The 20,842-nt window shown below is 72.8% G+C and carries 25 protein-coding genes; 10 read left to right on the top strand and 15 right to left on the bottom strand.

Annotation, left to right across the window (positions count from 1 at the left end; all coding sequences use genetic code 11):
• The 4 genes from IF129_RS22125 to IF129_RS22140 form a co-directional block, all read right to left on the bottom strand.
• On the bottom strand, positions 1-510 hold the full coding sequence (locus IF129_RS22125; RefSeq protein WP_191211551.1) for a GNAT family N-acetyltransferase: 510 nt from the start codon (positions 508-510) through the stop codon (positions 1-3).
• 188 nt (positions 511-698) lie between these two features.
• Complete coding sequence (locus IF129_RS22130; protein WP_191211552.1) at positions 699-2,552, bottom strand: chitinase; 1,854 nt, start codon at positions 2,550-2,552, stop codon at positions 699-701.
• A 166-nt stretch (positions 2,553-2,718) separates the two neighbouring features.
• Positions 2,719-3,303 (bottom strand): TetR/AcrR family transcriptional regulator, encoded by a 585-nt coding sequence (locus IF129_RS22135; protein WP_191211553.1) that lies wholly within the window; start codon positions 3,301-3,303, stop codon positions 2,719-2,721.
• Positions 3,300-4,853, bottom strand: coding sequence for a 3-hydroxyacyl-CoA dehydrogenase (locus IF129_RS22140; protein ID WP_191211554.1), 1,554 nt, complete (start codon positions 4,851-4,853; stop codon positions 3,300-3,302). The genes IF129_RS22135 and IF129_RS22140 overlap by 4 nt, the downstream gene beginning before the upstream one ends.
• Positions 4,854-4,939: 86 nt before the next feature.
• Between IF129_RS22140 and paaN the strand changes: the two genes are divergently transcribed.
• The gene (paaN, locus tag IF129_RS22145) at positions 4,940-6,634 is read left to right on the top strand and encodes a phenylacetic acid degradation protein PaaN (protein ID WP_191211555.1); all 1,695 of its coding nucleotides are present in this window, start codon (positions 4,940-4,942) and stop codon (positions 6,632-6,634) included.
• A 78-nt stretch (positions 6,635-6,712) separates the two neighbouring features.
• On the opposite strand, the gene IF129_RS22150 is transcribed toward paaN, so the two are convergent.
• The 3 genes from IF129_RS22150 to IF129_RS22160 all read right to left on the bottom strand — a co-directional run bounded on the left by IF129_RS22150 (position 6,713) and on the right by IF129_RS22160 (position 9,399).
• The gene (locus IF129_RS22150; protein ID WP_224755395.1) at positions 6,713-7,273 is read right to left on the bottom strand and encodes a Uma2 family endonuclease; all 561 of its coding nucleotides are present in this window, start codon (positions 7,271-7,273) and stop codon (positions 6,713-6,715) included.
• Between the two features lie 82 nt (positions 7,274-7,355).
• Entirely contained in the window at positions 7,356-8,147 is a 792-nt protein-coding gene (locus tag IF129_RS22155) for a TrmH family RNA methyltransferase (RefSeq protein WP_191211556.1), read from the bottom strand.
• A 46-nt stretch (positions 8,148-8,193) separates the two neighbouring features.
• Positions 8,194-9,399, bottom strand: coding sequence for a cytochrome P450 (locus tag IF129_RS22160; RefSeq protein WP_191211557.1), 1,206 nt, complete (start codon positions 9,397-9,399; stop codon positions 8,194-8,196).
• Between the two features lie 135 nt (positions 9,400-9,534).
• Between IF129_RS22160 and IF129_RS22165 the strand changes: the two genes are divergently transcribed.
• Positions 9,535-10,071, top strand: coding sequence for a levansucrase (locus tag IF129_RS22165; RefSeq protein WP_191211558.1), 537 nt, complete (start codon positions 9,535-9,537; stop codon positions 10,069-10,071).
• Positions 10,072-10,126: 55 nt separating this feature from the next.
• Here the strand turns inward: IF129_RS22165 and IF129_RS22170 are convergent, their stop codons facing one another.
• On the bottom strand, positions 10,127-11,206 hold the full coding sequence (locus tag IF129_RS22170) for a hypothetical protein (RefSeq protein ID WP_191211559.1): 1,080 nt from the start codon (positions 11,204-11,206) through the stop codon (positions 10,127-10,129).
• 337 nt (positions 11,207-11,543) lie between these two features.
• Between IF129_RS22170 and IF129_RS22175 the strand changes: the two genes are divergently transcribed.
• Positions 11,544-12,716, top strand: coding sequence for a methyltransferase domain-containing protein (locus tag IF129_RS22175; RefSeq protein ID WP_318153884.1), 1,173 nt, complete (start codon positions 11,544-11,546; stop codon positions 12,714-12,716).
• Positions 12,717-12,786: 70 nt separating this feature from the next.
• Positions 12,787-13,338: a dihydrofolate reductase family protein gene (locus IF129_RS22180; protein WP_191211560.1), complete on the top strand. Its 552-nt coding sequence runs from the start codon at positions 12,787-12,789 to the stop codon at positions 13,336-13,338.
• 18 nt (positions 13,339-13,356) lie between these two features.
• Here the strand turns inward: IF129_RS22180 and IF129_RS22185 are convergent, their stop codons facing one another.
• The 5 genes from IF129_RS22185 to IF129_RS22205 all read right to left on the bottom strand — a co-directional run bounded on the left by IF129_RS22185 (position 13,357) and on the right by IF129_RS22205 (position 15,632).
• Positions 13,357-13,731: a type II toxin-antitoxin system VapC family toxin gene (locus IF129_RS22185; RefSeq protein WP_191211561.1), complete on the bottom strand. Its 375-nt coding sequence runs from the start codon at positions 13,729-13,731 to the stop codon at positions 13,357-13,359.
• Positions 13,731-13,973 (bottom strand): type II toxin-antitoxin system Phd/YefM family antitoxin, encoded by a 243-nt coding sequence (locus IF129_RS22190; protein ID WP_191211562.1) that lies wholly within the window; start codon positions 13,971-13,973, stop codon positions 13,731-13,733. Before IF129_RS22190 ends, IF129_RS22185 begins: the two co-directional genes overlap by 1 nt.
• Positions 13,974-14,038: 65 nt before the next feature.
• Positions 14,039-15,031, bottom strand: coding sequence for a hypothetical protein (locus IF129_RS22195; RefSeq protein WP_191211563.1), 993 nt, complete (start codon positions 15,029-15,031; stop codon positions 14,039-14,041).
• A gap of 158 nt (positions 15,032-15,189) precedes the next feature.
• Positions 15,190-15,402, bottom strand: coding sequence for a hypothetical protein (locus tag IF129_RS22200; protein WP_191211564.1), 213 nt, complete (start codon positions 15,400-15,402; stop codon positions 15,190-15,192).
• Positions 15,399-15,632, bottom strand: a complete 234-nt coding sequence (locus tag IF129_RS22205; RefSeq protein WP_191211565.1) for a hypothetical protein — start codon at positions 15,630-15,632, stop codon at positions 15,399-15,401. Before IF129_RS22205 ends, IF129_RS22200 begins: the two co-directional genes overlap by 4 nt.
• Positions 15,633-15,750: 118 nt before the next feature.
• On the opposite strand from IF129_RS22205, the gene IF129_RS22210 reads away from it, so the two are divergent.
• Positions 15,751-16,578, top strand: coding sequence for a helix-turn-helix domain-containing protein (locus tag IF129_RS22210; RefSeq protein WP_191211566.1), 828 nt, complete (start codon positions 15,751-15,753; stop codon positions 16,576-16,578).
• Positions 16,575-16,853, top strand: a complete 279-nt coding sequence (locus IF129_RS22215) for a DUF397 domain-containing protein (protein WP_191211567.1) — start codon at positions 16,575-16,577, stop codon at positions 16,851-16,853. Before IF129_RS22210 ends, IF129_RS22215 begins: the two co-directional genes overlap by 4 nt.
• A gap of 227 nt (positions 16,854-17,080) precedes the next feature.
• On the opposite strand, the gene IF129_RS22220 is transcribed toward IF129_RS22215, so the two are convergent.
• On the bottom strand, positions 17,081-17,548 hold the full coding sequence (locus tag IF129_RS22220) for a roadblock/LC7 domain-containing protein (RefSeq protein ID WP_191211568.1): 468 nt from the start codon (positions 17,546-17,548) through the stop codon (positions 17,081-17,083).
• 222 nt (positions 17,549-17,770) lie between these two features.
• Between IF129_RS22220 and IF129_RS22225 the strand changes: the two genes are divergently transcribed.
• From IF129_RS22225 to IF129_RS22235, 3 genes are read left to right on the top strand one after another with little or no spacing between them, the layout of a single operon-like run.
• The gene (locus tag IF129_RS22225; RefSeq protein WP_224755397.1) at positions 17,771-18,106 is read left to right on the top strand and encodes a CopG family transcriptional regulator; all 336 of its coding nucleotides are present in this window, start codon (positions 17,771-17,773) and stop codon (positions 18,104-18,106) included.
• Between the two features lie 2 nt (positions 18,107-18,108).
• Complete coding sequence (locus IF129_RS26560; RefSeq protein ID WP_224755398.1) at positions 18,109-18,300, top strand: hypothetical protein; 192 nt, start codon at positions 18,109-18,111, stop codon at positions 18,298-18,300.
• Entirely contained in the window at positions 18,297-18,776 is a 480-nt protein-coding gene (locus IF129_RS22235; RefSeq protein WP_191211636.1) for an NUDIX domain-containing protein, read from the top strand. The genes IF129_RS26560 and IF129_RS22235 overlap by 4 nt, the downstream gene beginning before the upstream one ends.
• Here IF129_RS22235 and IF129_RS22240 read toward each other — a convergent pair.
• A complete protein-coding gene (locus IF129_RS22240; RefSeq protein ID WP_191211569.1) occupies positions 18,769-19,713 on the bottom strand; it encodes an alpha/beta fold hydrolase in 945 nt (314 codons plus the stop codon). The genes IF129_RS22235 and IF129_RS22240 overlap by 8 nt on opposite strands.
• Before the next feature lie 155 nt (positions 19,714-19,868).
• On the opposite strand from IF129_RS22240, the gene IF129_RS22245 reads away from it, so the two are divergent.
• Positions 19,869-20,816, top strand: coding sequence for a helix-turn-helix transcriptional regulator (locus IF129_RS22245; protein ID WP_191211570.1), 948 nt, complete (start codon positions 19,869-19,871; stop codon positions 20,814-20,816).
• The last annotated feature ends 26 nt before the right edge of the window (positions 20,817-20,842 follow it).

Genomic DNA, 20,842 nt, shown 5'->3' on the forward strand with positions numbered 1-20,842 from the left:
TCAGGCGCGGCGCGTGGCCGGGGCGCTGAACGAGATCCAGACGTCCGGCGGCACCTGCGGCCGTCCCGGCACCGGCCTGCGCTCCTCCGTCCACGCGTCACCGGTGAGCTCCGTGGCGACGCGGCGCCAGAAGCGCGCCGCGGCCCGGTTGGCGTCCTGGAACGCGATGTCCCACGGACCGGGGTGCCGGGCCACGATCTCCCGTACGGCGTGCCGCCCGATCCCCGTCCGGCGCGCGCCGCGCACCACGAAGAAGCTGTTCAGCACGCGCGTCGGCGTGTCGAGGCCCCGGACGAACGCGAAGCCGGCGGGGCGGGCGCCGCTTGTCAGGAGGTAGGGCGCCCAGCCGGGTGCGGTGAAGGCCATCCGGAGCCGGTGGTCGTCGAAGGTCCCATCGGCGCGGGGCAGTCGGCCGTCGAACTCCGACAGGTCGTGGCGGAACAGCGGCCACAGTCGCTCCACGGTGGGACGGTCGGTGCTGTCGGCGAGGCGGACGGACGTCTCGGACACGGGACCCCTTCCGGGAGATGGGCGATCGGCGGACGTCCCGTGCCGGGGGAAGCCCGCGCGGCGCGGGAGGCGGAACGTGAAGAAGCCTCCCCGGCACGGACGCGGGCGTCCGCCGGGGAGGCTTCATGGCTGTGGAGCATTCTCGCACGCGCGGGCGCGGTGCCCGCTCACTTCCCGCCGGGAAGCGGTCAGTTGCCGTAGTAGGTGTCGAAGGTGCGGGAGAAGTCGCGGCCGTTGAACTCGTCCCAGTTGATGGACCAGGTCATCAGCCCCCGCATGCCGGGCCAGGTGCCGTGCGGCTGGTAGGAGCCGCAGGAGGTGCCCCGGGTGAGGCAGTCGAGCGTGCGGGTCACCTCGGCGGGCCCGATGTGGCCGTTGCCCGCGTGCGACGAGGCCGGCAGGCCGACGGCCACCTGGTCGGGGCGCAGCGGCGCGAAGAAGGCGTCCTGGTCGCCCGCGACGGGGAAGCCCGTCAGCAGCATGTCGGTCATGGCGATGGGGAAGTCGGCCGAGCCCATGGTGTGGTGCCGGTCGTCCAGGCCCATGATCGGCCCGGAGTTGTAGTTCTGGACGTGCAGGAGCGTCAGGCGGTCCCGCAGGGCGTGGATGACCGGCAGGTAGGCGCCCGCGCGCGGGTCCTGCCCGCCCCACTGGCCCGAGCCGTAGAACTGGTAGCCGAGCTGCACGAAGAACGTCTCGGGCGCCATGGTGAGGACGAAGTCCGGGCCGTACTTCGCCGTCAGCGTCTCCAGGGCCGAGATCAGGTGGACGATGACGGGGCTGGTCGGGTTGCGGAAGTCGGTGTCGCCGTTGTCCAGGGCCAGGGAGTGGCCCTCGAAGTCGATGTCGAGCCCGTCGAGCCCGTACCGGTCGATGATGGAGCTCACGGAGGTCACGAAGGCGTCGCGGGCGGCGGGCGTCTCCAGGCGGACCTGGCCGTTGGCGCCGCCGATGGAGATGAGCACCTTCTTCCCGGCGGCCTGCTTGGCCTTGATCGCCGCCGCGAACTCCGCCTCGGTCTCGACCTCCGGGCACTCGCCGCGCGGGCACAGGTCGAACCGGATGTCGCCCGAGGTCGGCGTGGTGGGCTCACCGAAGGCGAGGTTGATGACGTCCCAGGAGTCGGGCACGTCCGCCATGCGGGTGTAGCCGGAGCCGTTGGCGAAGCTGGCGTGCAGGTAGCCGACCAGGGCGTGCTGGGGGAGCTTCCCGCCGCCGTCCCCGCCGCCGCGGCCGGTGGTGACGGTGACGGCCGCCGAGCGGGCGGACTCGCCGTACGCGTTGGTGGCCGCGACCTCGAAGGTGTAGGCGGTCTCCGGGGTGAGGCCGGTGGCGGTGGCCGACGTGCCGGTGGTGGTGCGCGCGGGCTCGCCGTTGCGGTAGAGCCGGTAGCCGGTGGCGCCCGGCACGGCGTTCCAGGTGAGCGCCACGCTGGAGGAGGTGACCGTTCCGGCGGTCAGGCCCTCGGGGACGGCGGGCGGCTGCTGGTCGCCCGGGTCGCCGCCGGGTCCGGTGAGGGAGAGGTCGTCGGCGTGGTAGGCGGGGGTGCCGTACCAGCCGTGGGTGTAGACGGTGACCGAGGTCGTGCCGGGGCCGGTGGTGAAGGTCGTCGACAGCCGGGTCCAGTCGCCCGCGGAGGGCGTCCAGGTGGAGACGTCGGTCGTGCCGGTGCCCCGGGCGCCCAGGTAGACGTAGGAGCCCTGGAACCAGCCGCTCAGCGTGTACGCGGAGTCCGGCCGCACGGAGACGGTCTGCGCGCACTCGGCGTGGTGGCCGCCGCCGGGGGTCGCCTTCAGCGCGGCGGTGCCGCCGTGGACGGGTGTGGAGACGGGTGCGGCGCTGCCGGCCGGGCACCGCCAGCCGTCCAGGCCGGACTCGAACCCGCCGTTGCGCAGCAGTTCGGCCTCCGCGGCCTGGGAGCTCTGCGCGGTGGCGGTGAGCCCGCCGCAGGCCAGCGCGACGGCGAGCAGCGTGGCCCGCAGCCGGTGGCGGGGACGGGCGGGCGGGCGCGCGGTGCCCCTGGAACGTCTGAAGCGGCTCACGACTGCCTCCGGGCTCGGGAAACGGGTGCCGAGAGCGGAATTTGGTCCAGACCAATTACGGTGTCAAGGGTTCGCGCAGCCCCGCGTCCCCCGCACCGAACACCGCCCGGCACCGGCGGACGACGGCCGGACACCGGGCGGTTCGGACGGGCAGGCAGGCGGGCGGTCAGGTGACGCGCAGCCCCGCGAAGGCCATGCGGACGACGGCGGCGGACACCTCGGGGGCCGCGGAGCCGCGCTCGGGCCGGTACCACTCCACGATCGAGTTGATCATCCCGAACAGCAGCCGCGTCGCCAGCCGCACGTCGATGTCGGCCCGCAGGTCGCCCTCGGCCGCCGCCTGCTTCAGCAGCTCCGCGACCTGCTGGTCGAACTCCCGGCGCCGCGCGAGCGCCCACCGCTCGGTGTCGGTGTTGCCGTGCACCCGCAGCAGCAGCGTGACGTAGGGCAGCTCGGCCATCAGCACCTCGGCCGTGCGCCGCGTGACGTACTCCAGCCGCTCGACGGCCCGGCCGCCCGTCGCGCCGGGCTCGGCGAGGATGCCGAACAGCCCGTCGAGCGCGCGGGCCACAGCGCGCCGCAGCAGCTCCTCCTTGCCACGCACGTGGTGGTAGATGGACGACTTGGAGATGCCCGCGGCCTTCGAGAGGTGCTCCATGCTCGTGCCGTCGTAACCGCGCTCGTTGAACACGCGCACCGCGACGGCCAGCAGGGTGTCGGGGGTGTACGTGTCACGGCGGGCCATGGTCACGATTGTCCCCCCGCCGGCCCGGAGCGGCGCAGCAGCCCCTGCGAGGGGGCGTAGCGGCCGGTGGGGTAGGCGCCGTGGAGGCCGCGCAGGACGGACGCGGCCCAGCCCGCCCCGAGGGCGTCGCACCACTCCAGGGGGCCGCGCGGGTAGTTCACGCCGAGCCGCATCGCCGTGTCGACGTCCGCCTCCCCCGCCACGCCCCGGGCGACGGCGTCGGCGGCGAGGTCGGCCAGCATCGCCACCGTGCGGGCGACGACGAGGCCGGGCACCGGCTCGATGACGCTGACCTGCTTGCCCAGGGCCTGGAAGAGCCCGGCCGCCGCCGCCCGGTCGGCCTCGGAGACGTCGTCGGCGCAGCCCAGGGCGATGCGGGTGGCGGTGCGGTAGTCGAGGGCGAGGTCGAAGTGGATCTCGCCGGGGGCGGGGGCGCGGCCGTCGGCCAGGCGCAGCCGGGCGCCGCCGGGGAGGACGAGGTACCCCTCGTCGGCGTGCACGGTGAGCCCGGTGTGCGACGCGTCCGCCGGGACGACGCCGATGCCCGCGTCGGCCAGCAGCTCCGGCAGGACGGCGGCCGGGCCGAGGGAGCCGTGCACGGTGACCTGGCGGGGCGCCGGGTGCCGGGGTGCGGTGTGCGGCGCGGGCCGCTCGGCGTTCCCCGCCGCCTCCCCCGCCGCCTCCCCGTGCGGGAACCAGCCGTGGCCGGACTTGCGGCCGAGCCGCCCGGCCTCCACCAGCCGCCGCTGCGCGAGTGAGGGCGTGAACTTGGGGTCCTGGAAGAACGCCTCCCAGACACTGCGGGTCACGGCCTCGTTGACGTCCTGCCCGATGAGGTCGGTCAGCTCGAACGGCCCCATGCGGAAGCCGCCGCTCTCGCGCAGCACGGCGTCCAGGGTGGCGGGGTCGGCGGCGCGCTCCTCCAGCAGCCGGAACGCCTCGGCGTAGAAGGGCCGGGCCACCCGGTTGACGATGAAGCCGGGGGTGTCGGTGCAGCGCACCGGGGTCTTGCCCCAGGCGGCGGCCAGCTCGCCGGCCCGGACGGCGGTCGCCTCGTCGGTGGCGTGGCCGCTGACGACCTCCACCAGCGGCAGCAGCGGCGCGGGGTTGAAGAAGTGCAGCCCCACGAACCGGCCGGGGCGCCGCAGCGCGCCCGCGATGGCCGTGACCGACAGCGAGGAGGTGTTCGTCGCGAGCAGGCAGGTGTCGGCGACGACGGACTCCAGCGCCTCGAAGAGCAGCTGCTTGGCGCCCAGGTCCTCCAGGACCGCCTCCACGACGAGCCCGGCGTCGGCCAGGTCGCCCAGCTCCTCGGCGGCGTGCAGCCGGCCCGCCGCCGCGTCACGCTCGGCCGCCGTCATGCGGCCCTTGGCCACCAGCCGGTCGAGCCGGGCGGTGACGGCCCCGGCGGCCTGCTCGGCGCGGCCGGGCGCCACGTCGTGCAGCCGCACCCGGTGCCCGGCGACGAGCGCGACCTGGGCGATGCCCTGGCCCATCGTTCCCGTCCCGACGACCGCCACGGTCCCCGCGTCCGGCGCGTTCTCCACGCTGGCCATTTCAGCCCCCTTGTCCCGACCGATCGTTCGGTTACTCTAACGGTGTCCGCAAGCCCGCGCCCAGCTCGACGAGGAGTTGGTCTTCGATGACCACCGCGCTCACCGCCAGGCAGCTGATCGACCAGCACCGTCCCACACTCGACCAGGCTCTGGAGACCCTCCGCACCCGGGCGTACTGGTCACCGTTCCCCGAACATCCGAAGGCCTACGGCGAGAACGGCTCGCTCGGCCCCGCCGAGGGCCAGACCGCCTTCGATGCCCTGCGCGACGCGCGCTTCGAGCTCGACCAGCCCGGCACCCGGGGCTGGACGGGCGGCGAGACCTCCCCCTACGGCTTCCCCCTCGGCATCGAGTACCCCACCCCGGACGTCGACGTGCTGCTGCCCGCGATGCGGGAGGCGATGCCCGCCTGGCGGGACGCCGGACCGGAGGCCAGGGCCGCCGTCTGCCTGGAGATCCTGACCCGGATCAACGCGCGCACGCACGAGTTCGCCCAGGCCGTCATGCACACCAGCGGGCAGGCCTACATGATGGCGATGCAGGCCGGCGGCCCGCACGCGCAGGACCGCGGCCTGGAGGCCGTGGCGTACGCCTACGCCGAGCAGACCCGCACCCCGGCCGCCGCCGTCACGTGGAGCAAGCCGCAGGGCAAGCGCGACCCGCTGGAGCTGACCAAGGAGTTCACCGCCGTGCCGCGCGGCGTGGCCCTCGTCATCGGCTGCAACACCTTCCCCACCTGGAACGGCTACCCCGGCGTCTTCGCCTCCCTGGCCACCGGCAACGCCGTCCTCGTCAAGCCGCACCCGCGCGCCGTCCTGCCGCTCGCGCTGACCGTGCGCGTCGCCCGGGAGACCCTCGCCGAGGCCGGCTTCGACCCGAACCTCGTCGCGCTCGCCGCCGAGCGGGACGGCGAGGGCATCGCGAAGACGCTCGCGGTGCGCCCCGAGGTCCGCATCGTCGACTACACCGGCTCCACCGCCTTCGGCGACTGGCTGGAGGCCAACGCCCGGCAGGCGCAGGTCTTCACCGAGAAGGCGGGCGTCAACACGATCCTCTTCCACTCCACCGACGACTACCGCGGCATGCTCGCCAACGTCGCCTTCTCGCTGTCCCTCTACAGCGGCCAGATGTGCACCACCCCCCAGAACCTGCTCATCCCCCGCCACGGCATCGAGACGGACGCCGGGCCCAGGACGTACGAGGAGGTCGTCGCCGACCTCGCGGGCGCGGTCGACAAGCTGCTGGGCGACGACGCCCGCGCCACCGCCCTGCTGGGCGCGATCGTCAACCCGGGCGTCGCCGAGCGGCTGGACGGCGCCGCCTCGCTGGGCGAGGTGGCGCTCGCCTCCCGCACGGTCGAGCACCCCGACTTCCCCGACGCGACGGTACGCACGCCCGTCATCGTGAAGCTGGACGGCGCCAAGCCGGAGGCGGAGGCCGCCTACCTCAGCGAGTGCTTCGGCCCGGTGTCCTTCGCCGTCGCCGTCGACTCCACCGACGACGCCGTCGCGCTGCTGCGCCGCACCATCCGCGAGCAGGGCGCCATGACCATCGGCGCCTACACCACGGACGCCGCGACGGAGCGCCTGGTCGAGGACGCCTGCCTGGAGGAGTGCGCCCAGCTCTCCCTCAACCTCACCGGCGGCGTGTACGTCAACCAGACCGCCGCGTTCTCCGACTTCCACGGCTCCGGCGGCAACCCCGCCGCGAACGCGACGCTGTGCGACGCGGCGTTCGTCGCCCCGCGCTTCCGCATGGTCGAGGTCCGCCGCCAGGCTTGACCCCGCCGCCGCCACGCAGCCCCGGCCCGCCCGCGCGCCCCTACCCCGCGCGGGCGGGCCCGCGTCCGGCCGGAAGCCTCAGGGCGTGCCGTAGCGCGGCAGAGCGGCGGTGTCCAGCACCACACCGAGCGGCTCCGGCAGGGGCACATCCTCGCCGAACTCGCCGTGCAACACCCCTTGGTACTCACCGCCCTTGGGTCGGCTGTACAGCGCCCACAGGCCGCGTCGCGGATCGATGCTCAGCAGCAGCCCGACACCCGCCGCGGCGTACCACGCGCCCTTTCCGGCGATGTCCTTCGCGCGCTCGGAGGTGGAGATCACCTCGACCGCGAGCTCCACGTCGCCGGGGTCCGCGAGCCAGTCGTCGTCCTGGTCCCACTCCTCGGGCAGCAGGACGAGGTCGGGAGTGCAGTAGTCGTCCGCGTCATCGGGGAACGCGATGGACGACACCTCGTACGCACCCAGCCCCGTCGGCAACACGGGTTCGAGCTGCCTCCGCAGCCGCCGGATCACCCCCGCGTGCTTGCCCCGGCGGGTCGGGGACATCACCAGCTTTCCTCCCAGAATCTCGACACGCAGACCGGTCGCCCGCTCGATCTCTTCGGCAACGGTGCGCAGATTGCCGGGGCGTGCGCTCATGGCAGGCATCGTCACGTCGTGGCCTCCGCTCCGTGTCGGGAAGAAGCACGGCAGGTCCGCACCGTACGTGCGCGGCGTCGGGTCAGGTGGGTGGGCGGGTGGCGCACCAGTGGTAGAGGGTCATGGCGGTGCTGGTGGCGAGGTTGTAACTGGAGACCTGCGGGCGCATGGGCAGGGCCAGCAGGTGATCGGCCCGCGCCCGCAACTCCGCCGAGACGCCGTGCCGTTCGGTACCGAACGCGAGGACGGCGTCATCCGGCAGCACCGCCTCGCGCAGGTCGGTGCCCGCCGGGTCCAGCACGTACAGCGGGCCGGGCGGCAGCGCGCCCGTCTCCACCCGCTCGACGGCGGTCGCGTAGTGCAGCCCCGCCCCGCCGCGCACGGCCGCCGGGTGCCACGGGTCGGTGGGCCCGGTGGTGACGACGCCGGTGATCCCGAGCCCCGCCGCCAGCCGGACGACGGCGCCCACGTTCCCCAGGTTGCGCGGGTCCTCCAGCAGGACGACGGGCGCCGACCGGGGCCGGGCGCCGAGCGCGGCCAGGTTGGCGGCCCGGTCGCGGCGGGCGGCGAGCGCGGCGACGCCGGTGGGGTGCAGGCGCGGCACGAGCGTCCGCAGCACCTCGCCGTCCACCTCGACGGCCGCCGCCGTCAGGCGCTCCGCGACGTCCGGCGCCAGCTCGGCGGCCAGCTCCCGCAGCCCGGCGGCGTCCCGCGTCAGGACGGCGTGGACGTCGGCCCGAAAGCGCAGGGCGTGCTTGACCGCGTGGAAGCCGTCGAGCAGCACGGCGCCGCCCGCCGCCGCCCGCCACGCGCGGACGGCCCGCCCGGGGTCGTCGTCCGTACGCCCGGCGCCCGCGGTGTTCTCCCTGCTCACCCGCGCAAGGGTAGCGAGGTGGCGAGGTCGCGAGCGGGCCCGACGGTCACTCCACGGCGAGGACCATCCCGCTGCGCGGCCGGGTGGGGATGTGGCCGAGGGGAATGGCCAGGTCCTGCTGCGGCACCGTGTACGACAGCCCGGCGAGCCGGGCGGCCAGCGCGGCGATCAGGGCGCGGGTGGCGTCCTCGCCGGGGCAGCGGTGGCCGGTCGCCGCGTCGCCCCCGCCCTGCGGCACGAGGACGTCCGGCGCGATGTCGCCGTGCCGGAAGCGGTCGGGGCGGAAGGTGTACGGGTCGCCCCACACCTCGGCGTCGTGGTTCTGCCCGTACAGGTCCAGCAGGAGGAGCGTCCCGGCGGGGATGTGCTCGCCCTCCCACGTCAGGTCGGTCGCGGCCCGCCCGGCCACGAACGGCGCGAACGGGTAGAAGCGCCGCACCTCGTCGGCGAACGCGTAGGCGTGGTCGGCGTCGGCCAGCCGCTCCCGGTGCGCGGGCCACCGGTGCAGGGCGTGTGCGGCGAAGGCCGCGTACCAGGCCACGGCGACGGTCGGGCGCAGGACGTTCAGCACCTCGACGGCGGCCGTGTCGGCGGGCAGGAGGGAGCCGTCCGCGTCCCGGTGCCAGGCGATGCGGGCGAGCCCGGAGTCCTCCGGCACGGGGGCCGAGCCCCGGCGGACGTCCGCCACGAGCCCGGCCAGCCACGCCTCCCGCTCCTTGCGGGCCCTGCGGGCCCGCCAGTGCCGGGGCCCGGCCGTCGCGAAGCCGTCGACCATGGCCAGCAGGTCGGCCGCGAGGGGCCGCACCTCCTGCCCCGCGACGGGCACGCCCGCCCACCGCGTGACCGCGCGCGTCAGCACGACGCCCGCCTCGTCGAACAACACGATCGTGTCCTGCTCCCGCCAGCCGGGCACGGCCTCCTCCCACGCCAGCGCGAACTGCTCCGCGAGCGCCTCCACCCCCTCCGGCGACGCCGCCACCCGCATCAGCAGGGCCTTGCGCTCCCGGTGCGCCTCCCCGTCGAGCCCCTGCACACCGCCGTGGCCGAACAGGGTCGCCACCACCGGCTCGGGCAGCGCCCCGCGCCGCCGCACGTGGCGCTCGTCGTAGAAGAAGCGCACCGCCTCCACCCCGCGCAGGGCGACGGCCCGCTGTCCCATGAGCCGGGTCCGGACGATCGGGCCGGTGTGCGCCCGCCACCGGTCGGGCAACCAGGCGTAGCCCTCGGAGGCGAGGGCGAGTGTGCTGTCCATGGCGCCGGGGTTGCCCGTACGGCCCACCTGAAACGGCGGGCGCGCCGCCGCGGGCTCCACCCGCCGAGGCCGCACCGCTCCGGGGCGGCACCCTCCCGGCGCCGCACGAGACCCCCGGGTGAACAATTGTTCGCCATGTACACCGACCCGAACCACGCGTTCCTGGCCTCCGTCGAGCAGCGGCTGGCGGCCGACGGCTGCGCGCCCCGCTGGGACGACTGGGGCGGCGCCCCCGTCCTCGTCGGGCGCCGCACCGAGTTCCAGTGGGGCTGGATGGCGACCAAGCTGCACCTGTTCACCGTCGCGACGGCCGTCCCCGAGATCACCCTGCCGCTCGTCGAACGGTTCACCCAGGACGCCATGGCCTACGCCAAGCAGCACCGGGGCAGCATGGTCACGGACTTCCGCAACGGTGCGGCCGTCTTCCCGGTGCTGGTCTCCCCGCGCGTGGAGCGGGCCGCGACGGCCTGGGCCGAACAGGACCAGCGCAGCCGGCTGTCCTGTTTCGCCCGCCCGGTCGTCGTGGACACCACGCACGGCTACCTCGGCTACTTCCGGGGCAGCGCCGTGATGGGCCTCATCTACTCCGACCACCTGGTGCGCAAGGCCGCGCAGTACTTCCACCCGCAGCCCCCGCACCCGCAGCACCCCCACCCGCACGCCCCCCGCTGACGGCCGGGGTGCGACAGGCCGCCGGGCTCCGGTGGTCGGTGCCGGTGCCGGGCCGTCACGGCGCCGGCGGCACCCGCAGATCCGTGCAGCCCCCACGCCGGACCTGGTCCTCGGCGAACGCCGTCACGTACCCGCGCAGCCGCTCGCGCCACTCCCTCTTCTGGGCCTCCGTCCGTGGTTCGGCGTCCTCCCCCTCCTCCCGGTAGGGACTCTCGTAGTCCCACGCGGCGTAGCCGACGTTCTCGTCCTCGCACCTGGCGACCGCCCACGCCCGATGATCGGTGAGTTCGGGCTCCCAGGTGGCGCCCCTGTTGAGCCCCGACGACGGTGTGCGGACGTGGTGGTACATCTCCCGCATCTCCCCCGCCCACTCGCCGCGCCAGCTGGTGAGTTCGACGAGCGGCCGTCCACGGTCCGCGCGATTCCCGTGCCCATCCCCCGGTGCGTGCAGGGTGCACCGGCCCACGAGGCCGCCGTCCGCGACGGCCATCTGGACCACCCCGTCGGGCCCCGCCCCCGGGACGCGCGCGGTCGTGAGTGAGCCGCAGGCCGTTCCCTCCGCCTGCGCGCGGGGAACGTACGCGCCCTGCTCCGGGACCGCACCCTCCTGCGGCGCGGGCAGCGGCTCACCACCGCAGCCCAGCTTCTCGGTCATCTCGTTCGTCATCCGGACGGCGAGCCGCAACATGGCCGCCTTCTCCGCACGGCTGGAGGCCAAGTACGTCCAGGTGCTCACCAGGAGCCGGTGACGCTCCCCACCCTCGGCACGGCCGGGGCACTCCGGCATGAGGTGGACCAGGCTGTTGTTGTTCTCGAACCCGGGGAGCCCGTCGGGCAGCGCCGCGTACGGCATGTAGGCGGACCAGGCGTAGGGAACCTCGCGCTCCGGTCCACGGGAAGAGGCGTCCACCGCGACAACGACCGTGCCTTGGTCACTTCGCAGCACGCATGCGTACCGACCGGCCTCCGCGTCGAAGGACTGCTCGTTCGAATCGAGCAGCACGCCCTTCCGCACGATCTCCAGGTCGTCGGCGGGCAGCTCGCCCCCGCACGCCTGGCGGGCCAGCCACCACTGCTCCACCGGCGCCCGGACCGAGAGCCCGAGCACGACCAGGACGGCCAGCACCCCTCCCACGCTCCACAACGTCCGGCGGTGCCGCCACGCCCAACTCTCCACACGTCCCCCGTCATCGAACCCGTGCACCCTGCTCCGCCAGTCTGCAAGCCCCACCCCCCGCACCCTCAGGCCGGGGTGGCCACCGCACACCCCCGCACGCCCCCTCGCGCCCTTGCCGTGCGACCCGAAGCAATGTCACCCTCCGTAGTGTCACGCTGAGAGACGGAGGAGTCACCATGGGAGATCACCGCAAGCCGGAGCCCGACCTGGGCCGGGGCAAGCCGCCCCCCGGCAACTCCGACGGCAAGGTGCCCCCGCCCCCGCCCGGCGGCGGCAAGCACAAGAAGGAGTGAGCGTGCGGGAGTTCGGCGGGTTGCGGCAGCGGCTCGCGGCGGCGATGGAGGCGTCCGGGGAGTGGCCGGAGCGCTCGCCGTGGCTGCGGGACGCCGTGGAGACGCTGCCCCGGCACGCCTTCGCCCCCGACCGGCTGTGGCACTGGACGGGCCACGCCTACGTCCCCGTCGACCGGGCGACCGCGCTCGATTCCTGGGCCGCCCTCGTCTACGCCGGGCCGGACGACGCGGCCGTCACCCAGCTCACCGACGGCGTCCCCTCCTCCAGCCTCTCCTGCCAGGGCGTCGTGGTGGACATGCTCGACTCGCTACGCGTCGAGCCGGGCCACCGCGTGCTGGAGCTGGGCACGGGCACCGGGTGGAACGCCGCGCTGCTCGCCCACCGCGCCGGGCCGGGCCGGGTGGTCAGCGTCGAGGTGGACGCGGAGCTGGCCGAGGCCGCGCTGTGGCGGCTGCGCGCGGCGGGCGCCGACGTCGCGGTGCACGTCGGCGACGGCGCGGCGGGCCGCCCGGAGGACGGCCCGTGGGACCGCGTGATCGCCACCTACGCCGTGGACGAGGTGCCGTGGCCGTGGATCGCCCAGACCCGCCCCGGCGGCCGGCTCGTGTTCCCCTGGGGACGGCTCGGGCACGTGGCGCTCACCGTCGCGGACGACGGACGCTCGGCGACGGGGTGGGTGCAGGGGCTCGCCACGTTCATGCCCGCGCGCGGCACCCCACCCGGCGCCGACTGGTGGCACGTCCACGACGCCCGGCCGCACGGCACCGCGCGACCCTTCCCCCACGACGTCCGGGCGCTGCGTGACGACGCGCACCTGCTGTTCGCCCTGCGGGTGGCCCGGCCTGACATCCACGTCGTCCCCGGCCCCGCCCCGGGCCCCGGGCCGTCCGGCGGTGAACCCGTCGTACGGCTGCACGACGGCGCGGCGTCCTGGGCCGTCCTCACCGGCCACGACGGCGCGGCCGTCGCCCGCCAGGGCGGCCCCCGGCGGCTGGCCGACGAGATCGCGCGCGCCTGGGACTGGTGGACGGCCGAGGGCTCCCCACCGCTGTACGACTTCGGCATGACGGTCGCCCCGGACCACTCCTTCGTGTGGTGCGGTGACCCCGAAGCGGGCCCGGTGCGGGAGCGACCCGCTTTTCCACACTTCTCGAAATCCTCGGCCCCGCGATGAGTTTCCGCTTGGCTGGGAGTCTCCCCCACCGACAGCGGCAGAGGCCCCGAGGACCGAGGAGACGGCCACCATGCGCAAGATCGTCAACGCCACCTACATGACGCTCGACGGCGACATCACCAACATGCAGGACTGGCACATGAACTACTTCGGCGCGCAGGCCGAGGTCGCCGCCCGCAGCCAGCTCGCCGAGAGCGACGCCCTCATCATGGGCCGCAAGACCTACGAGGGCTTCGCGCCCGCCTGGTCCGCCCAGGCCGGCCAGAACGCCTTCGCCGACCGGATGAACGACATCACCAAGTACGTCGTCTCCTCCACGCTCAAGAACCCCGACTGGTCGAACTGCACGGTCCTCGACGGCGACGTCGCCGCCCGCGTCCGCGAGCTGAAGGAACAGGACGGCGGCAACATCCTCCAGTACGGCTTCGGCGACGTGACGCGCCTGATGCTGGAGAACGGCCTCCTGGACGAGTTCAGGGTGTGGCTGCACCCCGTCCTCTCCGGCAAGGCCCAGCCGTCCGACCTCCTCTACCGCGACCTCGGACAGCACACGTTCGACCTCACCGGCACCGAGACCCACGCCACCGGCCTCGTCATCCTCACCTACACCCCGAAGCGCTGACGGGACGGCGGGCGGCGGTCAGGCTGCCATGACCTGGACGTCGTACTGCCGGATCCACCGATCCCGTGTGACGAGGGTCAGCCCCTCGATCTGAGCCTGAGCGACCAGGAGCCGGTCGAAGGGATCACGGTGGTGCCCAGGGAGCCGCCCTGCACGTACACCGTGGCCCGCAGTGATCGGCAGACCGGTGAACTGGGTATCCCGCGCTCTTTCCGCAAGGTCGTCCACCCCGCTCAGCTTGCCCAGGGACTGCTTGATCGCGATCTCCCACGGAGTCACCGCGCTCACATACACGCCGGGCTCGATGTCGAGCATGTCCTTGATTTCGCCGGACAGCTCGGGGGAGTCGTCAAGCCACCACAGAACCACGTGGGTGTCGAGCAGGAGCCGCATCACCGCGCCCCGAAGGCATCGGCGAGATCATCGGGAAGCTCATCGAAGTCATCGGCGATATGAACACGTCCACGCAGGGAACCACGCCCTGTCCGCCTCACCTTCTGGCGCAACGGGACGACCTTGGCGACGGGCTCCCCGGCCTTGCTGATGACGACTTCCTCACCACTGGCGACCTGTTCCAGAATGCGGGAGAGATGGGTTTTGGCCTCGTGCACGTTGTACTGACGGGCTGCGTCCACAGCTTCCTCCCAACGGTGGCCACCAAATGAACTAGGCAGTGGACTAAGCATACCTCTGTCCTCTCTCACACGTAGCGGGTGCGGGCGCGGGCGGCCTCGAAGGCGGCGCGGGCGCGGGCGGCGGCGGGTGGCAGGCCGGGCGGCGGCTCGGGCGACGGCACGAGCCCCGCGCAGGGGCGGCAGATCCCGGTGCGCTGCCCGCGCGGCAGCGGGTCGCGGCACTCCGCGCACTCCGCCAACGGCGGGGGCGGCGGCGTCCTCGGGGCGACGGGCGGCGGCAGCTTCGCCGTCAGCCGGTGCGCCACAAACGCCGCCGGGGCGTGCACCCGGCGCGGCAGCCCCGCCGTCAGCGCCTCCCGCAGCTCCGCCTCCCCGACGCCTCTGGCCAGCCACTCCCGCGCCAGCGGCGCCAGCCGCGCCGCCTCGGCGACGCCCAGCCGCAGCCGGGGCTCGTCCCGTCCGAGTGCGGCCAGGACGCGAGCCGCACGTCCCGAGCCGGCGCCGTCACCACCGCCGGGGTCCGGCTCGTCCGACACCGGGAGGTCCGGCGCCGGGGCGGGGACCGGGCCCGGCTCGGGTCCCGGCCTGGGCTCCGCGTGCCGCTCGGCGTCCGGTGCGGCGGGACGGGGAGGGTGGGGTGTGTTCTCCGGTTGTTCTTCACCCTTGGGTGAGTCGCCGACGGCCCGTTCCCCCGGTTCGCCGACCGGCAGCACCCGGCCGCCCGGAGCCCCGGCGAAGGCCGCGTCCACGGCGGCGGCCGTGGTCAGCGGCACGTTGGAGATGAGCACGACGGTCTGCCAGCGTCCGGACTCCCGGTCCTGCGTCTGCCGGGTGTGGACGTACCCCTCGGCGGCGAGCTGCTGCCGTGCCTTGCGGACGGTGATGCGTCCCTCGGGGAGCTTCTCGCTGAGCGAGGTGAACGTCTCCCGCGAGCCCTCGGGCAGCGACAGCGCCCACTCCAGCATCCGCACGGCTGTACTGCTCAGCCTCGGATGACGGATCAGCTCGTTGGGAATCTGCGAGTAGAAGCGCGTCGGCGCGATAACATGCCGGAGCATCCCAGGGCCCTCCATTGACCTTGGTGATGAAGGCCCTCACCGGTGTTGCTAGCACCGTTGAGGGCCGCTTCATGCGGGCTGCACGAAGCGTGCGTTTGTGATGACTCTAATCACAACGCCCACCCCGTGCGCCACTCGATCAAAACCGGTCAACTTGCCTATCGGAACAGTCGGGTTCGGCGGTTCACCTCGGCAAGGTCGGCACGCAACCGCTCAGCCGCGGTGGCCTCCCGCAGCTGGTCGCGCGGGCAGTCCCACTCCACGCCACCGCGCAGCGGCCGAAGCTGCACGAACCGGCCCAACTGGTCCATGACTTCGCCGACCCGGCCCGTCCGCAGGTCCACGGCGCACGCGCCGCGCTTCGGCGTCACGGCCGCTTCCGGTGCCGCAGGACGACCGCGAGCTGCCGCGCCGTCTCCACGGTGCACCGTCCTAGGTCGATCAGCGGCGAGGGCTCCGTCCCGGCCGCCGACACCGGGTCGATCCGGAGCGAGGGCAACACCAGTCCCACCAGCCGCAGTTCCTCGCGCAGCTCGTTCGCCGCGCCCTCCGCCTCCCGCAGCCGCTCCAGGGCCATCCTGCGCCCGTCCGTCATCGCCATGTGCGTTGGTGCCTTTCACGTTGGGTATCCCCGTTCGGCACACAGCGTGGCGAGTCGTACCTAGGATGGGGAAGTGTCAAGCCCTTCAGATCCAGAAGGCTGAAACGAGGCCCTGACCATGCCTTCCAGCAAGCCACTTGACCCCCGCGCCTCCATGGCCGCCTACCTCGGCTCGCGCGTCCGCAAGCGCCGCGAGGCCCTGGGCTGGACGCAGCGCGAGCTGGGCTGCCACGTCCACGTCTCCCACAACCGCATCGCCCAGGTGGAACTCGCCACCGACCCACCACCCCGCGCCCTCGCCGACGCCATCGACGTCGCCCTCGACGCGGACGGCGAGATCTCCGACCTCTGGTGGCACATGACCCGCGAGACCTACGTCGACTGGGTCCGCGAGTACATGGAGAAGGAGGCCAGAGCCGTCAAGGTGCTCACCTACGCGGCGCACTCGGTACCCGGCCTTCTCCAAACAGCCGCCTATGCCCGAATCAGCCTGCGCGAGGGACTTCCTCACCTGGAAGAGGAGGAGCTGGACCGACAGGTAGAAGCAAGGCTCAGCCGAAGGGTGCTGTTGGAAGGCGACGACCCGCCCTTCCTCTGGGGTGTCCTCGACCAAGCAGCGCTTCATCGCAGAGTCGGCGAGCAGGCCACGATGCACGAACAACTGTCACACCTGCTGGCCCTGGCCCGACATCCGCACATCACCTTTCAAGTGCTCCCGTTTGAAGCGCCGCAACACCCGGTCACCGGAGGCTCCCTCACGCTCCTCTCCCTTCCGGACGGCCCGGACGTGGCCTATTTGGAGGGGTACTCCTGCGGTGAACTCGTAGAGCTGCCCGACCGTGTCACCCGATACGCTCATGCGTACGACCTCTTGCAGGTCAATGCTCTGCCACCAGCGGCCTCCCAGCGCCTGATCCGGGACACAATGAAGGAGCACTACGCATGAGCCCCACGACCCCTGACCTCCGTTCCGCGACCTGGTGCAAGTCGAGCTACAGCGACAACACCGGCGGCGCCTGCGTCGAGGTGGCCCGGGACTTCCCCGGCGCGGCCCGGTGGCGGAAGTCCAGCTACAGCGACAAGTCGTACGGTGACTGCATCGAGGTGGCGGACGGGTGTGCGGGGGTCGTCCCGGTCCGGGACAGCAAGCGGCCGGACGACGCCGCGCTCGTCTTCCCCGCCGCCGCCTGGTCCGCCTTCGTCGCCGACGTCAAAGAATGAGCGGGAACGGTCCGGGGTGCACACCGGAGTCGCTGTGACGCGATTCGTGCCCGGTGGGCATGCACCTTCGACGGTGGGTGCCGAACGGAGTTCCGGGTTCTCCACCGTCGTACCGGAGACGTCGACGTGGCGCGCTTGGACCGATGGCCGACGTCCTGAGATGTGCCCATCCCCGGCTAGGCGGCGCAGGAGAGCCGAGCCGAGTGGGTACTCGGCTCGGCTCGGTGCTACGCGCTGAAGAGCCGCTCGATGTCGTCGTCGGTGATCTCCGTGAGCGACGCGTCGGAGGAGCCGCGCTGGGCCATGGCCCCGAGGATCTTGTCGAAGTCCCCACCAGCGCGCTTGACTTGGAGTCGGACCAGGCCCAGCGAGGATCGCGCGTCGAAGGCGACCAGCAGGATGGCGTACGTGGCCACGATCGAGATGTGGAAGTAGTCCTGCTGCCCCTCGTGGGGCATTACCGAAAGCTCGCGCTCCCGGATCAGCTTGGCCAAGTCGTCAGAGCCGCTGCCTGCGGTCACGGAGGCGAGCGAGGTCACGTCGTACTGCTCGTGCTCGCCCGCCGCCGCCACCTGTCGGCCGTCCTTGTCGATCAGGAGGACGGCTTTGGCATTGGCGTCCTTCTGAAGGCGGCGCACGGTCTCCTTCAGGTCGTTGATCTCTTCGGTGTCGAGGCCGGAATCGGCGGTCGTCACGGCAGGATCCTCCGCATGTCGTGGGACGGTCGGCCCTAGCGGGCCGGCTCGCACTCACTCTACCGACGCGATAACTCTCGGAATGCGGTCAGGGACCGAAAGTGGTCGCCGGTCCGCAGGGTGCACGCCGACCCGCACCCCGGTCGGCTCTCACGGACCCACTCCAGGGGCTCGCTCACAAAGGCACAGGACAGGTGGTGGTGGCGCGGGTACCGTGACCGCATGTCGCTCAAGAAGACCACCGTCATGGTCGACGAGGACGACCTCCTGGCGATCAAGGAAGCTGCGGCGCGGGAAGGACGCACGGAGTCGGAATACTTCCGGGAGGCGTTCCACATCGCCGCTCTGCGGACGCGTCGATGGGACGAGGACGGGGACATCCCCCAGCTCGACTTCGGCGGTCCTGTGAGCGCTGAGGAGATCCACCGGTCGGTGTCGGACGCCATGGCGGAATCGGAGTTGTCGTCATCGGCGCCACCTCCGGGCTGGTCGCGGCCCTCCACACGAAGGACCGGGAACACCAGAGGGCACGTACAGGGCTACGGAAGGCGGCGCTGACCGTGGTGTCGCCCCTCGTGGCCCTGGAGATCGAGCACATCACGACGCGCAACGTCGACCGGCGGTCCGCGCTCGCGGTGAACGACTGGCCCCTCGCCCAGGAGCGGACCGACCGACGGGACTTCAGGGCCATCACGCCGCTGACCGGAACCCACGCCTTCCGCATCCTTCCCGACGATCTCTCCGCATGCTGAGGCGGCTTGCGGCGCGGGCCTGGCACGCCACGCGGGGGCCGATCCAGTGGCGGGTGCTGTGGCTGGCCAACGCGACGTTCATGGTGGGGGTGACCGGCGTCGTCCGCGACGACGCGGGCCGCGTCCTCCTGCTCAAGCACCGGATGTGGCCGGAGGGACGGCAGTGGGGGCTGCCGTCCGGGTACGCGATCCGGGGTGAGGAGTTCGGCCGGACGGTGGAGCGCGAGGTGAAGGAGGAGACCCGGCTCGACGTGCGGGCCGGGGAGCTGATCCACCTCAAGAGCGGCTACCGGCTGCGGCTGGAGGTGGCGTACGAGGCCCGGCTGACCGGCGGCACGCTGTCGCTGGACGGCTTCGAGATCCTGGACGCCGGCTGGTTCACCCCCGACGACCTGCCCGAGGACCTCCAGCCCGCCCACCGCCCCCTCATCGCCCGCACCGACCGACCAGGGGCCCGGGACCGGGACGCTACCTAGCGTCCTGCCGGGCCAGCCATCGCGTGATCAGCCGGTTCGTTTCCTCCGGCTTCTCCTGCTGGATCCAATGGCCGCAGTCCAGGCTGACGACGTCCACGCGCGGCACGAAGTCCGCCAGTCTGTCGGACTTCCGGATCACGTCCCGGTCGCCGTAGATCATGAGTGCGGGCTGCTGGATGATCGGGTCCACGTCCGCCAGGAGATGCCAGTTGCGGTCGAGGTTCCGGTACCAGTTCACGCTGCCCGTGAACCCCGTTGATTCGAAGGCGGAGACGAAGACGGCCAGTTCGTCGTCGCTCATGACGGGATCACCGAGTGGCGTCTCCGCTCGGGCCAGCTCGATCAAGGCCATACCCGGCTGAGGCTCCCCGGGGGGCTCGTTCTTGCGGTACAGGTTGCGCAGGAACCGGAAGGTGTCCTCTTCGAACACGGCCTCGGCGACACCTGGCTGCCGGTTGAAGTGGACGAAGTAGAAGTCGCCCCCGAACACCTCTTCCATGAACGCGATCCAGGGCTTCTCTCCGCGCTCCTGGTACGGCAGGCTCAGGTTGATCAGCTTGTCGACGCGGGCCGGATGCAGCAGGGCCAGCCCCCAGACGACCATGGCACCCCAGTCGTGACCGACGAAGGTGGCGTCCTCGTACCCGTAGTGGTCGAGCAGCGCCACGAGGTCACCTGCCAGGTGCTCGATGTCGTAGGCCGTCACGTCGGCGGGACGGGACGAGTTCCCGTAGCCCCGCTGGTTCGGGGCGATGACGTGGTATCCGGCTGCGGCGAGAGCGGGCATCTGGTGACGCCAGGAATAGGCGTGCTCCGGCCAGCCGTGGCAGAGCACCACCGGCTTCCCGGCATTCTGCCGTCCCGCTTCGAAGACTTCGAGCTCCACGCCGTTGACGGAGACGAGGGTGGGCTCGGGAAAATCGACTGGGCTGGGCATGTCCTTTTCGCTCCTTCTTTCAAGGTGCCGGACCGCGAGCGTTCCGGGGGCCGATACGGCCGTGGGCGGTGGGGGGCACCGCTGAGGCCATGACGCCATCCTGCCGAGCGAAACCGGTCATCTCCTGACCGGTTTGTTGTGCCAGTGTCGTCGGTATGCGAACCGACCGGCTGGTGGCCGTCCTCCTGCTGCTGCAACGGCGGGAGCAGGTGACGGCGGCGGAGGTCGCCCGGGAACTGGAGGTTTCCGAGCGCACCGCCCGTCGCGACCTCGACGCGCTGGCCATGGCGGGGGTGCCCGTGTACTCCGTGCCGGGCCGGGGCGGCGGCTGGCGCCTCGTGGGCGGGGCCCGCACCGACCTGTCCGGGCTGACCGCGCCCGAGGCCCGTGCCCTGTTCCTGGTCGCCGGTCAGGCGACGGCTGCCACGCCGGCCGTCAAGGCGGCGCTGCGCAAGCTCGTCCACGCCCTGCCGGAGCCCTTCCGGGGGCAGGCCGAGGCGGCGGCGTCCTCGTTGGTCACGGACCCGCGGCGGTGGGGGGCGAGCCGGAGCGAGCCCCGACCGCCCCGCTTCCTCGACGCGCTCCAGGACGCGGTGATCCGCGGCGTCCGGGTACGGCTCGGCTACGTCGACCGTGAGGGCGCCGGAACCGAGCGGACCGTCCACCCGCTGGGCATCGTCGCCAAGGGCTCGTCGTGGTACCTCGTCGCCCACACCGAGGCCGGTCGGCGGGTCTTCCGCATCGACCGCGTCACGTCCGCCGCCCCGACCGGCGATCCCGTGCACCGGCCCGAGGACTTCGACCTGGCCGAGAGCTGGCGCGAGATCGCCGACGAGATCGACCGCAGACGGACGCCCCTGAAGGTCCACGCGCTCTGCGCACCCGACGGGATGTACCTGCTGCGGATGATGCTGGGCGGCAGGCTCCAGGTGGGCGGTTCCACGCCGGACGGCCGCATCGAGGTCGTCATCGGCGGCGACCACGCGTACGCACTCGCCGGTGAACTCGCCGGGCTGGTCGAATGGCTGGAGGTGAGCGGCCCCCCGGACGTGCTGGACCACCTGGCCTCGATCGGCCACGCGCTCGTCGCGCGCTACGGCTGAGACCGCCCTGCGGACTCGAAGCCCGG

The organism is Streptomyces chumphonensis (assembly GCF_014779715.1).
Lineage (GTDB): Bacteria > Actinomycetota > Actinomycetes > Streptomycetales > Streptomycetaceae > Streptomyces > Streptomyces chumphonensis.